Annotated in this window: 16 protein-coding genes and 1 riboswitch; of the genes, 3 read left to right on the plus strand and 13 right to left on the minus strand. The window is 36.5% G+C overall.

Translation table 11 applies throughout. The features are described 5' to 3' along the window. Position 1 precedes the first annotated feature (1 nt). The 6 genes from ACZ5R4_RS06235 to ACZ5R4_RS06260 form a co-directional block, all read right to left on the minus strand. A complete protein-coding gene (locus ACZ5R4_RS06235; protein WP_277678920.1) occupies positions 2 to 1,339 on the minus strand; it encodes a purine-cytosine permease family protein in 1,338 nt (445 codons plus the stop codon). Beyond that, positions 1,332 to 1,739, minus strand: coding sequence for an OsmC family protein (locus ACZ5R4_RS06240; protein WP_054860633.1), 408 nt, complete (start codon positions 1,737 to 1,739; stop codon positions 1,332 to 1,334). The genes ACZ5R4_RS06235 and ACZ5R4_RS06240 overlap by 8 nt, the downstream gene beginning before the upstream one ends. Next, positions 1,736 to 2,359 (minus strand): TetR/AcrR family transcriptional regulator, encoded by a 624-nt coding sequence (locus ACZ5R4_RS06245; RefSeq protein ID WP_054860632.1) that lies wholly within the window; start codon positions 2,357 to 2,359, stop codon positions 1,736 to 1,738. Before ACZ5R4_RS06245 ends, ACZ5R4_RS06240 begins: the two co-directional genes overlap by 4 nt. A gap of 154 nt (positions 2,360 to 2,513) precedes the next feature. Continuing rightward, the gene (locus ACZ5R4_RS06250; RefSeq protein WP_054860631.1) at positions 2,514 to 3,863 is read right to left on the minus strand and encodes a VWA domain-containing protein; all 1,350 of its coding nucleotides are present in this window, start codon (positions 3,861 to 3,863) and stop codon (positions 2,514 to 2,516) included. A 188-nt stretch (positions 3,864 to 4,051) separates the two neighbouring features. Then, positions 4,052 to 5,350 carry a nucleobase:cation symporter-2 family protein gene (locus ACZ5R4_RS06255; RefSeq protein ID WP_109984962.1) on the minus strand — a complete coding sequence of 433 codons (1,299 nt, stop codon included), beginning with the start codon at positions 5,348 to 5,350 and terminating at the stop codon, positions 4,052 to 4,054. After that, positions 5,347 to 5,934 (minus strand): xanthine phosphoribosyltransferase, encoded by a 588-nt coding sequence (locus ACZ5R4_RS06260; protein ID WP_109984963.1) that lies wholly within the window; start codon positions 5,932 to 5,934, stop codon positions 5,347 to 5,349. The genes ACZ5R4_RS06255 and ACZ5R4_RS06260 overlap by 4 nt, the downstream gene beginning before the upstream one ends. Before the next feature lie 141 nt (positions 5,935 to 6,075). Then, positions 6,076 to 6,177, minus strand: a riboswitch (purine riboswitch). A gap of 193 nt (positions 6,178 to 6,370) precedes the next feature. On the opposite strand from ACZ5R4_RS06260, the gene ACZ5R4_RS06265 reads away from it, so the two are divergent. Continuing rightward, positions 6,371 to 6,658, plus strand: coding sequence for a DUF997 family protein (locus tag ACZ5R4_RS06265; protein ID WP_054860628.1), 288 nt, complete (start codon positions 6,371 to 6,373; stop codon positions 6,656 to 6,658). Then, positions 6,655 to 8,082 carry a sodium/pantothenate symporter gene (gene panF / locus ACZ5R4_RS06270; RefSeq protein ID WP_054860627.1) on the plus strand — a complete coding sequence of 476 codons (1,428 nt, stop codon included), beginning with the start codon at positions 6,655 to 6,657 and terminating at the stop codon, positions 8,080 to 8,082. The genes ACZ5R4_RS06265 and panF overlap by 4 nt, the downstream gene beginning before the upstream one ends. Before the next feature lie 67 nt (positions 8,083 to 8,149). Here panF and ACZ5R4_RS06275 read toward each other — a convergent pair whose 3' ends face one another. Together ACZ5R4_RS06275 and ACZ5R4_RS06280 are read right to left on the minus strand one after the other, a co-directional pair. Next, a complete protein-coding gene (locus tag ACZ5R4_RS06275) occupies positions 8,150 to 8,719 on the minus strand; it encodes a winged helix-turn-helix transcriptional regulator (RefSeq protein ID WP_464368206.1) in 570 nt (189 codons plus the stop codon). Continuing rightward, positions 8,720 to 9,079 carry a VOC family protein gene (locus ACZ5R4_RS06280; protein WP_109984965.1) on the minus strand — a complete coding sequence of 120 codons (360 nt, stop codon included), beginning with the start codon at positions 9,077 to 9,079 and terminating at the stop codon, positions 8,720 to 8,722. Positions 9,080 to 9,269: 190 nt separating this feature from the next. Here ACZ5R4_RS06280 and ACZ5R4_RS06285 point away from each other — a divergent pair, with 190 nt between their 5' ends. Continuing rightward, entirely contained in the window at positions 9,270 to 10,247 is a 978-nt protein-coding gene (locus tag ACZ5R4_RS06285; RefSeq protein WP_054787399.1) for a family 43 glycosylhydrolase, read from the plus strand. A gap of 52 nt (positions 10,248 to 10,299) precedes the next feature. Here the strand turns inward: ACZ5R4_RS06285 and ACZ5R4_RS06290 are convergent, their stop codons facing one another. From ACZ5R4_RS06290 to ACZ5R4_RS06310, 5 genes are all read right to left on the minus strand, one after another. Continuing rightward, the gene (locus ACZ5R4_RS06290; RefSeq protein ID WP_054787398.1) at positions 10,300 to 10,599 is read right to left on the minus strand and encodes a metal-sulfur cluster assembly factor; all 300 of its coding nucleotides are present in this window, start codon (positions 10,597 to 10,599) and stop codon (positions 10,300 to 10,302) included. A gap of 17 nt (positions 10,600 to 10,616) precedes the next feature. Further along, positions 10,617 to 11,852 carry a hypothetical protein gene (locus ACZ5R4_RS06295; RefSeq protein ID WP_464368207.1) on the minus strand — a complete coding sequence of 412 codons (1,236 nt, stop codon included), beginning with the start codon at positions 11,850 to 11,852 and terminating at the stop codon, positions 10,617 to 10,619. A gap of 12 nt (positions 11,853 to 11,864) precedes the next feature. Next, positions 11,865 to 12,071 carry a DUF2249 domain-containing protein gene (locus ACZ5R4_RS06300; protein WP_054787469.1) on the minus strand — a complete coding sequence of 69 codons (207 nt, stop codon included), beginning with the start codon at positions 12,069 to 12,071 and terminating at the stop codon, positions 11,865 to 11,867. Beyond that, on the minus strand, positions 12,071 to 12,325 hold the full coding sequence (locus tag ACZ5R4_RS06305) for a DUF2249 domain-containing protein (protein WP_109984968.1): 255 nt from the start codon (positions 12,323 to 12,325) through the stop codon (positions 12,071 to 12,073). Before ACZ5R4_RS06305 ends, ACZ5R4_RS06300 begins: the two co-directional genes overlap by 1 nt. Positions 12,326 to 12,553: 228 nt before the next feature. After that, entirely contained in the window at positions 12,554 to 12,772 is a 219-nt protein-coding gene (locus ACZ5R4_RS06310; protein ID WP_054860623.1) for a hypothetical protein, read from the minus strand. Positions 12,773 to 12,800: the final 28 nt, after the last annotated feature.

Here is a 12,800-nt window from a genome sequence, read left to right on the forward strand (position 1 = left end):
CCTAAAAACCATTTGATTCCTCTGATTTTTCACCAATTTCAAATTGAATATTCCATTTAGTTAAAAGATAAGCAATGATGACATAAAGGACAAATCCAATGACAATCGAATTAATTGCGGTAATGCCAAACATTAGCCTTGATCCAATAATTCCTGCTACTACGGTAGCGATAATTGCAGCAACATTCCATTTAGCATATTTCGTCCCTTCACCGAATTGGTAGCTTTTATGTAAAATCTTTGGTTTTACAATCCAATGATCAGCTATCATCACACCCGCAATCGGAGGTACATAGGTCCCTAGCGCATTTAAAAATGGAACGAAATAATCTTGAATGCCGATTAAAGCAATGCCTAATCCAAGTACTCCAAGAACGATGACAATCACTGTCTTTGATAGATTAACCACATTTCGAAGTCCGAGTGAACCTGTATATAAATTGTTATCATTTGTTGTCCATTGTGCAAACACTAAAATTAAAAAGGCAAAAAATCCAAGTCCAATTTGACTCATTGCTGCAGGAATATTTGGTGTCGAACCAATTGTTGGTACCTGAGCAGCTAAAGTCATCGCTGCACCCGCAATAACACAGAACACTCCTCCTAGAAAGTAACCGACTGCTGCCCCAAATCCACCTTTCGCTGCTGTTTTTCCATACCTAGTGACATCTGCAAATACGACTGCTCCTGCTGCAGCATTTCCGACAACAATTGTAATACCAGCAAATATGGATAAGGGTTCTCCAGTTGGCTTGGTGCTAAGAAGTGCTTCCCAGCTACCTAAATGATTCACTGCTTCTGCAAGTCCCCAAATAGATAGAATAGCAACTAGTGGTACGGCAATCATACTTAGGGTGGACAATCCTTTATAGCCAATAAATGCTGTTAAGATCATCAAGATCCCACCCCAAACCATTGCAATCTTTGGCTCCGCAAACCATTGATTAGGAAACATTTCTGCAATCGTCATTCCAAAGAATGCAATCTGCCAGCCAAACCAGCCTATACCCATCGTTAGTGCCAAAAGGATACCGAATAGATTCGCTCCATATCTACCAAAGGCTTGTCTTGTTAGCATGGTAGTAGAAACCCCGTATTTTGCTCCCATCCATCCTTGAAAAAATCCTAAAATAGCAAGAATCAGCATACCAAAGACAGCCGCAAGTACAGCGCTTTGAAAGTCCATTCCTGCAACAAGTGCCCCTCCAGTAAACAATGTGGATAAAGAAATAATCCAAGCACAGCTTGTAATAGAGACATTGAATGTATTTTTTCTTTCTTCGATTGGAACCGTACGAATCGAAAAATCCTCTAGCTGTGACTTATGACTCTTACTCATTGTTAGTCTCTCCTTTCTCTACAATGGATATGGTCGTACTATTTTTTAATGTATTACCAATTGTACAAGCTCTTTCAGCTAGTTTAGATAATTTATTTTGATAAGCCTTATCTAAGCCTTTTGGCCATTCTATTTCTATCATAAATTGTTCCACTCTAGAAGGACCTGTTGTTGCTTTTTTTGCATCAACCGTAACGGAAAATTCCTCTTCTTCTAATTCTAATTGGTCTCGCTCAAACAATTTGGAAATAGTAATAAACATACATAGTCCCAGTGAGCTTGTTAATAACTGGATTGGTGTGTAGCCATGCTTATCTGAAGTTGTTCCCCCATTAATCTGTGTCCCATTATCATTAGTGATAATCATTGTTTGATTCGTTGATCTAACGGTTGTTTTCATTGTCTGCCTCCTTGTCCTATCAGACCAAAAAATTCATAGCGGACCATTTCATCCACCACCTTATCAATGGAAAGGCTTGGTTGATAATTCAGTTCATGCATTGGGCCAAATAACCATCGTGATATCGTTCCGGTTACAAGGCTTGTTAGCATTTGTGCCTGAAATTCAACACAATCCCGATCTTCTAGCATTTGCAATTCAATCGCCCTTTGAATATTATTGGCAAATTCTTTTTCAATTGCGACTAATGTTTCCGAAATGGCATTTCTTAGTTTTTCATCACCACCTTGTCCTTTTAACAGTAGTAAAATCATTAGATTACGATTATTGCTCGCAAAGCTTAGTAGCTTTTTCATTAACCTTTTGGATGAATCCACCATATCGCGGATGTTACCCTCTTCTTTACGATAACCACTATGGACAACTTCTAGTAATTTTTTTCTTCCTTCTGCCATAATTTTTAAGACAATTTCCTCTTTGCTCTCGAAATACCAGTAAAAAGTTCCTTGTGCTACTCCAGCTTTTTTTACGACATCAGATACCTTAGTCGCATGATATCCTTTGGTCGCAAATAGCTCTAATGCCACTTCTAACAGTAGATCCCTCGTATCCTTTTTCAAAGAACAATCCTCCTCGATTGACAGTTCAGTCAGTTTTGAACAAAACTATTCCGATAGATTTACTATAGTTTCTGGATTCCTAATTGTCAATCTGCAAAGCTTCTTTTAGAAAATAAAAAAAAGCACACTTCAAAGAAGTATGCTTTATCGGATCTTACTCATCATTGCGTAATTTTTCTCTTTTTTCATATGCTTCGTCTCGAACCTTTTCGCGATTTTCATAACCTTTGTTTCTTAATTCTTCTCTATACTGATAAGCAGTATCACGTGCGTATTCTCTCAGCTGATAGCCTAGATCGCGTGCTATTTCTCGGATGTCATAACCATCAATTTCTAAAGTTTCCTCCATATAATAGGAAAGCTCTATAATGCGGTTCTCTTCCTCTTGAGCTAATGTCACCATTTCATTTTCTACTTCGAATAGCTTGTTGACTCTTTCGGATTCTGATTGAAAATACTTATTAACATTTTCACTTTCCCATTCAAACCATTCATTGATTAAGCTAGATTTTTCTTTTTCAAAGTAATCCTTCAATTCTTGTTCATTTCGTACCGTGGAATACTTCCCTTTTCCTGCTTCCGCAACTTTTTTTAATTGCTGTTGTCCTTCATCGTCAACATCAAAGCCTATAATATTAACGATTGCTTCAATGTCTGATTCATTTAGATCTTTTGCTACTTTTACGGGATCTCCATCACATGTCTCTACACCGTCACTTACGACATAAATAATATTTTCAACATTTTCACCAGTTTGCTTACTTAAATCCTCTTTCGCTATTTGAATGGCACTAGCAAGAGGAGTCCAGCCAGCAGGCGAAAAACTATCTAATGCTTGATTGAATGTTTTTTCATCATAATGACCCAATGGATAAATCTCTTCGGTACTACTACAGGAAAGCTCTTTATCCTCATCACTTCCAGTACCCTTATGTCCATAAACTCGCAATGAAATATTTACTTGTTCTGGTAGTTCACTGACAAAGGTGTCAATCGCATTTTTGGCAAGCTCCATTTTTGTTTTCCCATTAATTAATGCGCCCATACTTCCACTTGCGTCAAACAATATTTCTATATTTACCTTGTGTTGTTCCGCTTGGTCTGGTGTCTCTATTTCGCCAGGCTGTGAGCTTGCCGATTCAAAAGATGTATCCACATTATTGAAAAATTCATAATAATTCCGATAATCCTCAGCTGTTAATGCTAGTAAGCGAGAGTAATACTCCTCACCAGATAAATCCTTAGGAAACTGATTAATCAAATCTTTTATCTTTTCTTCCTTATATTTCTCTCCACTATAGTCACCAGGTTCTAATTGCATCCTTTCTTCAACGGTTGATACTAAATATGTTTCATAGTTTAAATTATCGATCTCTTCGTTCGTTCCTTCTTCTGAGTTTTTCTTACTAGGTTGTTCCTCCGAGGAAGCATCTTCTTTATCACCACAACCTGTCATTAGCAATAAAGCAATTAGAAGAGAAATCCATTTGACATGCTTTTTCACACCAATCTAACCTCCACTTTAATTAGCATACCAACATATTTTCTCATAACTTGGTAATATTGTTCAATGGTTCTTATCTCCCTTCATTTTACTTTTTTAGGTGTCATTAGACCTATAATTTGTGAAAAAGCCTTCTTATGAAACAAAAAAAAATCACCAGAGTCCTCTAACCCCTGGTGATAAGCTATTTATGCTGTTTTCTTTTCTGCTAGGATTGCTTTTTTTGATTTTCTGACATTAAAAACAATATTTAAACATATAGCAGTTAAACTGCCAAGCACGATCCCACTATCTGTCAGGATTTGTACACTTTCAGGAAAATCTGCGAAGATTTCTGGAACCACGGTTACACCTAGCCCCATTCCGACAGAACAAGCGACGATGAGAAGATTCTCCTGTGACGAGAAGTCCACCTTACTCAACATCTTTATACCGTAAGAAATAACCATACCAAACATCGCGATCATCGCTCCACCTAGTACTGATTTGGGAATCACTAAGGTTAAGGCACCGATTTTAGGAACAAGTCCAAGTAGAACAAGCATGAATCCGGCAGTATAAATAACATTATTCGTTCTTACACCAGATAATTGGATTAAGCCAACATTTTGAGAAAAGGTAGTATATGGAAAAGAATTAAAGATTCCACCAAAAATAATCGCTAACCCTTCTGCTCGATAACCTCTTTCCAAATCTTTATCTTCAATCTTTTTATCACAAATATCACTTAATGCAAAGTATACACCAGTAGATTCTACTAAACTAACTATCGCAACTAAGATCATTGTTAGGATTGGGGTAAGATGGAATTCTGGAACACCAAAGTGAAACGGTGTTGGCATATGGAACCAGGAGCTTTCCGCCACTGGACTTAAATCGACCTGTCCAAAGAAGGATGCTACTATCGTTCCTAGGAGGATACCGATTAGAATCGCAATCGCTTGAACAAAACCTTTACCAAAACGAAAGATAAGTAAGATAATCAGTAATGTCCCAAAGCCTAGTGCTAAGTTCGTCAAACTACCAAAGTTCTCGCTTCCTTCTCCGCCTGCTAAATCATTCATGGCAACAGGTATTAATGTAATCCCAATAATTGTCACAACACTTCCTGTTACGACAGGTGGGAAGAACTTAATTAGTTTACTAAAAAACTTTGCAATAACAACCACTACTAGCCCTGAAACGAGAATGGAACCATATACAGATGTAACCCCATATTCATTTCCTATTGCAATGATTGGTCCAACCGCTGTAAAGGTACAACCGAGTACCACTGGTAGTCCAATACCAGAAAAGCGATTTTTCCATACCTGCAGAATACTTGCTACTCCACACATTAAAATATCAATAGAAATTAGATAAGTAAGCTGTTCATTTGTCAGCCCAATACCTGCACCAACAATTAATGGAACAATAACAGCACCAGCATACATTGCCAATACATGCTGAAAGCCTAGTGAGGCCATTTTACCTTTTGATAAATTCATATTTTTTCCTCCTCATTGATGAATTGAATCGTGTTGTTTTCTAAGGATTTGATTCTTGCTAATGACTCCACCCGATATCCTTTCTTTCTTAAGAGCTCTCCTCCGTCCTGGAATGCCTTTTCGATGACAATTCCAAGTCCCACAGCTTCTGCTTCCGCTTTAGCGATAATGTCAATTAAGGCAAGTGCTGCCTGTCCGTTTGCTAGAAAATCATCAATGATTAAAACTCGATCATCTTTGTTTAAAAATTTACTCGATATCGAAATATCATTCGTTTCTTGCTTCGTATAGGAATAAACTTTCGAAGTAATCAAACCCTCTGTTAAAGTTAATGACTTTTTCTTTCGAGCAAAAATCACGGGTACATCTAGGATTAAGCCTGTCATCACAGCTGGCGCAATACCAGATGATTCCAGTGTGACAATTTTGGTTAACTTTTCATTCTTGAATCGATTAGCAAACTCCTCCCCAATTTCTTTCATTAAATGAGGATCTATTTGATGATTAAGAAATCTATCGACTTTTAAAACAGTATTAGACAATGCTATCCCTTCTGTTAAAATCTTTTGTTGTAGTTTTTCCACGATGCTCACCTCTTCTATATTTTTTCCTTAAATTCTTGCAAAATAGAACGACAAAAAACCCAAAGATCGAAAACTCATCCTATGTGATGAGCAATGATCTTTGGGCATCGATTCGAATAGAATAGCATAGCTATACTAGTAAAACCTTCATTGCTCACTCATAGTCAGATCATTTACGGTAATCTGGTAGAAACTTGTAGGCCATATCCCTACGATTATACGAGTGATTTGTATAATGATATTCTATATTGTAACATGTTATCAGCTGTTGACAAGCGATTTTTTGTAAGATTTATGTGGTTTATTAGAATTCTAGATACTAGTCTCATTTAATTTTTTTATGATGTACGCCATTTATAATTGCGATCATTTGAATTGCAATGGAGGATCATGTAATTTATTCTTATATATTTTTTTCAATAAGGGAGGTATTTTTTTGAATAAGCCTAACCTAAACAAAAAAGATCCTCGGTTTAAAATCGCCAACAGAGAAGCACTGGTAGGAATTGGACTAGTACTTTTTAATTTTATCTGGTGGTATGGCTTTGCTTATGGATTAGGAAGCCAAGATGTTAATGAGTATAACTATGTCTTTGGTTTCCCAGCTTGGTTTTTTTACAGCTGTATTATCGGGGTAACCATCATGGCAATACTTGTATTTATTATGGTAAAATTTTTTTTCGTGGATGTGTCATTTGATGAGGAAGGGTTTGAAGATAAATGAATTGGCATGCGACTATTTCATTATTTGGTTCTGTTGCTATTATTTTTATCATCGGATTATTTGCTAGCAGAAAAAGTAAAACAAGTACATCTTTTATACAAGATTACTATTTAGGTGGCCGTAGTTTAGGTGGGTTTGTGCTTGCCATGACAATGACTGCAACCTATGGAAGTGCCAGTAGTTTCATCGGAGGTCCTGGTGTCGCCTATAATGAAGGATTAGGATGGGTATTGCTTTCCGTTACACAAGTAGCAACCGGTTATTTTACCTTAATGATACTAGGAAAAAAATTCGCGATTATCACCAAACAATATAATGCGGTCACCATGGTCGATTTTCTGAAGGAACGCTATCAATCAAAGTGGGTGGTTGTATTATCGTCTTTTAGTATCGTAATATTCTTATTCTCTGCAATGGCAGCTCAATGGATCGGTGGTGGACGTCTAATTCAATCCCTTACAGGACTCTCTTACGATGGAGCGTTATTTATTTTTGTTATCACTGTACTTATTTATGTTACATTTGGTGGGTTCCGTGCGGTTACTTTAACAGACTCGATCCAAGGAACGATTATGTTTATCGGTACACTAGTCTTGTTAATCGCTGTGATTATTGCTGGCGGAGGAGTAACAGAAATTATGACAAAGCTTCAAGTAGAGAATCCAAATTTAATTACACCTTTTGGAGCTGATGGAACCCTGACCAAGGCATATGTCTCCTCCTACTGGGTTTTAGTAGGGGTCGGTGTCGTTGCTTTACCACAAATCGCCGTTCGTGCTATGTCCTATCGGTCAACGAAATCGTTTCACCGAGCATTAATTATTGGAACAATTGTTGTTGGTTTTATTATGTTGAATATGCACTTAATTGGTGTCTTTGCACGTGCTGTATTACCTGGCATCGAGGTTGGAGATAAGGTGATGCCATTAATCGCTTTAGATGTATTGCCACCTTGGGTAGCAGGGTTTGTATTAGCCGCACCACTCGCTGCCATTATGTCTACGGTAGATTCACTGTTATTATTAGTTAGCTCAACCATCGTAAAGGACATTTATATCAACTACATAAATCCCAATGTAACTAGAAAAAAAGTTCAAATACTAAGTATGTCGATCACAGCAATTTTAGGTATTATCGTTTTTTTACTTGCTATAAATCCACCTGATTTAATTATATGGTTAAATCTATTTGCAATAGGTGGACTGGAGGCTGCTTTTATTTGGCCAATCGTTATGGGACTTTATTGGGATAAAGGAAATCGTTTTGGGGCACTTGCTTCGATGATAGTGGGGATTAGCTCTTATATTTTATTTCAGGCCTACTACCCTGATCCATTTGGAATGCATACAGTGGTAAGTTCTATTGTTTTATCATTTGTGTCTTATATTGGGTTTAGTTTAGTGATGAAAAACCGTATTCAATGATAACAAAGAACCTTGTATTTTTCAACAGGGTTCTTTGTCATTTACCTATAGATTTATTCGTTATGCTCTATTGAATAATTTCTATTTTTAATAATTCTCCCCATAGCATATCAACAATCGGATACAATCTATCCTCTAATTGATAGGTATAGCGAAGGCGCGGTTGTTCTGTTATCTCTTTTTTTACTAGTTTTAGATCACAAAGCTCATTTAATCTCATCGATAAGATTCGTGGTGAAGGGTTACCTAAAAGTCTTTGTAAAGCTTGAAATCGGGTGTAATCGTGGTATAAGGAAATCATTAGTGGCCATGTCCAGGATTTGCGGTGTAATGGACCAGCTTCTATAGTCTCCTCTGCTTTTTGAAGGCATTGTGTAATCACAAATAATAATTCCCCATATTCTGTCAATTCATATTCAGGTAACAAAGGATGTCGCCTTTCATATGGAGATAACCGCTTCACAATTTGTTTCGAAACAAGTCTAGAAAAATTATCACTTAATCGAGATGGCGATATTTGTAACTGTTTTTGCAAAGGAGTAAAACGCCCTCCTGATGACTTTAGATGAAGTAAAATGGGCATTATCCACCGTCCAGATAGTTGTTGTGTATGTTGAATCGCCTCTTCTAAATTCATTTAATCCACTATCGTCTGGGATAATTCAAAACTATGACCATCTGGATCCTGAAAAGTAGCAAGCTTTACAAAACCAGGAATTACTTCTATGTCCCCTGTGAACTGGATACCCTTCTTTTTCAACTCAGAAAATGCTAAATCAATGTCTTCTACTTCAAAAACGGCGGAAGAAGTAACAGGAACAACTGTCTCTGACTCAGCAAAGCCAATACAACAATCCTTTGTATTAGTTGTTACTATCGCTATTCCTTGATCCTCATCCTTAAAGTCTAATGAAAATCCCAAACCTTCTGTAAAATATTTTACAGATCGCTCAAAACTTTTGACATTGTACCAAATCGTTAGACCAGGCTTATACATATTTCCCACTCCTCATAGTTAATACCTATATTATATTAACTATAAAAACGGAAGTCAATGAATAAAATTGATAAATGAAATACCATTCCACTATTATTCTTCTGAAAAGTTTGTTTTTCGACTATACAAAGTTCTGATCCTCTAGTATACTAGCATTATATCTAATTATTTATGAAACAGGAGGAATACGATGACAAAGCCTAATAAACCTATTGTGACACATATTTATACAGCAGATCCTTCTGCACATGTTTTTGAGGGAAAACTCTATATTTATCCTTCACATGATTTGGAGCATGATCGTCCATCTAATGATAATGGTGATCAATATGCGATGGAAGATTATCATGTTTTGTCAATGAATGATGTAAGCGCTGCATGTGAGGACCATGGAGAGGTACTTCATGTTAAAGATATACCATGGGCAAGCAAACAGCTATGGGCACCAGATGCTGCCTACAAAAATGGCAAATATTATCTTGTCTTTCCTGCTAGAGATCATGAGAACATTTTCAGAATTGGTGTTGCCACAAGCTCTAGCCCTGCTGGACCTTTTAAGGCAGAAGATAATTATATTCCTGGAAGTTTCAGCATTGATCCAGCTGTCTTTATTGATAACGATGAGAAAGCATATGTTTATTTCGGGGGATTATGGGGCGGTCAGCTAGAAAAATGGCAAACAGGAAGCTTTAATCCTGATGCGGAAGGGCCAGCACCTACTGAACCTGCTTTAGGGCCACAAGTTGCAGAATTAAGTGAGGATATGCTTACATTTAAAGAAGAACCGAAAGAAATTTCCATCGTCGATGAAGATGGTCATCCAATTCTTGCAGGCGATGAGGATCGAAGATTTTTCGAGGGACCATGGGTGCATCAATATAATGGCCTCTATTATCTTTCCTATTCAACAGGAACGACACATAAAATAGTTTATGCTGTTAGTGAAAATCCTCTAGGACCATTTGTCTTTAAAGGAACGATTCTGAAGCCTGTCATTGGTTGGACCACTCACCACTCTATTGTAGAGTTTAAAGGAAAGTGGTATCTGTTCTATCATGACAGCTCCTTATCTAAAGGATTGAATCATCAGCGCTCTGTTAAATTTACTGAATTGACTTATAATGAGGATGGAACGATCCAAACCATTGATCCCTATCCAGAAGACTAATTCCAATGATTACACCCTGTCCATTTACTGGAACAGGGTGTTTTTGTACCAACTACCGATGCATTAACTGCACTCTCGCGTAATCACTCATGTTAGCTGGTGACCATGCTGGTGTCCAAACTAAGTCTACCTCGACATTTTCCACTTCATTTACTTTTTCGATAGCTGTCTTTACCCCTGTAACAATGGTTGCATGGAGAGGACAGCCTGGTGTAGTAAGTGTCATTCTTATTGAGACATTTTTACTCTCTACACTGATATCGTACACGAGACCAAGATCCATGATATTAATATTCAATTCTGGATCGATGACCTCATAAAGGGCTGCTTCTACCTTATCTTTTATGCTCATCGCTTCTGTCCTTTCTACTATTTCCTCAAAATTTGAATAATTGTGATACCATATAAAACAATGGACACAAATAATAAACCTTGAAAAAACTGCATAAGCAGAATATTTTCAGTCAAGAAAGCTATTACTGTTCCAACTATTCCAATGAGAAAGCTACAATAGATGATGATGTCATTCTTTTCATTTATTAAATCTTTTAAGGCTGGAACTTGTTCTTTGCCTATTTTTTTATCATATTTTAATGTCCACCATAGAACGGGAACGATTTTCTTTAAATAACCTAATATACTAAAAATAATCCATGTCATTATATATAGATAAATAAGCACTCCCCATATAACGGCATTTGCTTTCATTAAACTAACTATAAATGCTAGGAAATGAATAACCGAGCCAAAATATATTGCCATTAAAGCAAATCGAAAGGATCTATCTAATTGTCTTCGTAATCTTTTTGCAAGCATTTCTCGAATATCTAATAAAAATAACGTAAAGCCGATCCATAGTAATAACCAACCGATTTGGCTTAAGGTTGAATCATTCATCCAAAAGGATAGAATTAAAAAGAACATACCAAGAAGATAGATAAAATAAGCTTTTTTTATCCACCTCATCGAAAACCCGTGAGCAAGGCTAAACATCGGAACAAGCTTATAGGAAAAACCAATAATTAATAGAGTAAACCACCCGGTAAGCCCAAACAATAAATGGGACGAAAAAATACTTTCATGACGTAGAATCTCCCCATTGCCAATATTCCAAGCAAGCAGGAATCCAGCTATTATCGTGAGAAAAAGGAAAGTAAGTGCCCCAACCACTAGCCCTGTTATCCTATTTTTTTGTTTCTGTGCTTTTATTGTCAGGTACATTTGAAATAAAAACATTAGAATTCCAATTATCGTTATTGCCCCGCCATAGAAAGCAATACTAGGCTTAAGACCAAGCTGAATACTTAATATTAGGATACCGGATATAGTGATAATGTATTGATAAAATCCGAAACGTTCATTCCAAATGGGCGTCAACAGTACCACTGGAATCATTTGATACATAGCGCCCATGACAACCATTACAGCAAAGCCTAATATTAATAAATGAAACGCCATCCATAAGCTCGGAATTCGAAAATAGCCATGGATCAACCATTCTGAATTCCAAAATAAAATAAATTGCGAAGCTACCAGTCCTAGAAAACTTGTTAGAATAAAGGCTAGTGCTAGTTTTATATTTACATGAGAAAAGGAATTATTCATCGTTCATCACCTTTATTTATAAATCGTGATAATGTAGCTACCATCCGATTGTGCTTCACATTCATAATGGATTCCTTGTTCATCCAATTCTTGAAACAAAAACATTGGTCTGCGATCATTGATGATCATAAGCTTTTCACCAGATGTTAATTCCTCTAATTTTTCCAATGTTCGAATCATCGGCTGAGGTGGTTGAAGACCTCTGTTATCTAATTGAATCATTCCCCTTCACCTCCCCTATGACGAAATGTGACAACCCAATGCTTATGACCGATTTTTTCTGCCTCATAGGTAAAACCTCTTCTCTCCATTATCTTAAAGAGAGGAAATGGTTTAAATGGGGCATGTAAAATAAAAGCCTGGTCGTGATCTAACGACTTGACGGCATTCATAATCTTTTGAAAGGGTTCTTTATTTAATCGAAGATCTTCTCTAACATCCAGTTCAATATAGCTATTTTGATTTTCCCTCATCATTATTCCTCCAGAAGTTCTTTCATTAATGATAATCATTCTCGATGAAATTCGATGTGATTTTTGTCACTTAAAGATGACATCAATATCATCATACTTCTAAAGAAAAAAGAGACTTTCCTAAAGGGAACAGTCTCTTGATAACACATTTCCAGGAAACTTTTTAAATAAATCGAGATATTCTACCAACACGGTTTTTTATCATTTACTTGCTAAAATACTTAGTATTTATTTTAGATAAACTTGTAAAGAAACCTTTCCATTGGCGTAAGACCAAACAGTGTTTTCTACTTTTAAGTTAGCATGAAATGCTTCAATCCAAACTTGTTTTGAGTTTAATAATGCTAATAGTTGGGCAGAATGAAGTGTCAACTCTTCAGTTTGTTCATTTTTTTGATACACAAATACAACAGTTATGGAATCTCCTTGACTAGATACAATACTCATTTACTTCACTCCTTAATATTTATACTAT

Source organism: Gracilibacillus sp. JCM 18860 (assembly GCF_055395245.1).

What these genes read in the sequence shown, in the direction of transcription:
- ACZ5R4_RS06310 (WP_054860623.1), bottom strand. Translation starts at nt 12,772, where the DNA reads ATGAGTATTGTATCTAGTCAAGGAGATTCCATAACTGTTGTATTTGTG.
- ACZ5R4_RS06240 (WP_054860633.1), bottom strand. Translation starts at nt 1,739, where the DNA reads ATGAAAACAACCGTTAGATCAACGAATCAAACAATGATTATCACTAAT.
- ACZ5R4_RS06280 (WP_109984965.1), bottom strand. Translation starts at nt 9,079, where the DNA reads ATGTATAAGCCTGGTCTAACGATTTGGTACAATGTCAAAAGTTTTGAG.
- ACZ5R4_RS06305 (WP_109984968.1), bottom strand. Translation starts at nt 12,325, where the DNA reads ATGAGGGAAAATCAAAATAGCTATATTGAACTGGATGTTAGAGAAGAT.
- ACZ5R4_RS06295 (WP_464368207.1), bottom strand. Translation starts at nt 11,852, where the DNA reads ATGAATAATTCCTTTTCTCATGTAAATATAAAACTAGCACTAGCCTTT.
- ACZ5R4_RS06290 (WP_054787398.1), bottom strand. Translation starts at nt 10,599, where the DNA reads ATGAGCATAAAAGATAAGGTAGAAGCAGCCCTTTATGAGGTCATCGAT.
- ACZ5R4_RS06255 (WP_109984962.1), bottom strand. Translation starts at nt 5,350, where the DNA reads ATGAATTTATCAAAAGGTAAAATGGCCTCACTAGGCTTTCAGCATGTA.
- ACZ5R4_RS06275 (WP_464368206.1), bottom strand. Translation starts at nt 8,719, where the DNA reads ATGAATTTAGAAGAGGCGATTCAACATACACAACAACTATCTGGACGG.
- panF (WP_054860627.1), top strand. Translation starts at nt 6,655, where the DNA reads ATGAATTGGCATGCGACTATTTCATTATTTGGTTCTGTTGCTATTATT.
- ACZ5R4_RS06235 (WP_277678920.1), bottom strand. Translation starts at nt 1,339, where the DNA reads ATGAGTAAGAGTCATAAGTCACAGCTAGAGGATTTTTCGATTCGTACG.
- ACZ5R4_RS06285 (WP_054787399.1), top strand. Translation starts at nt 9,270, where the DNA reads ATGACAAAGCCTAATAAACCTATTGTGACACATATTTATACAGCAGAT.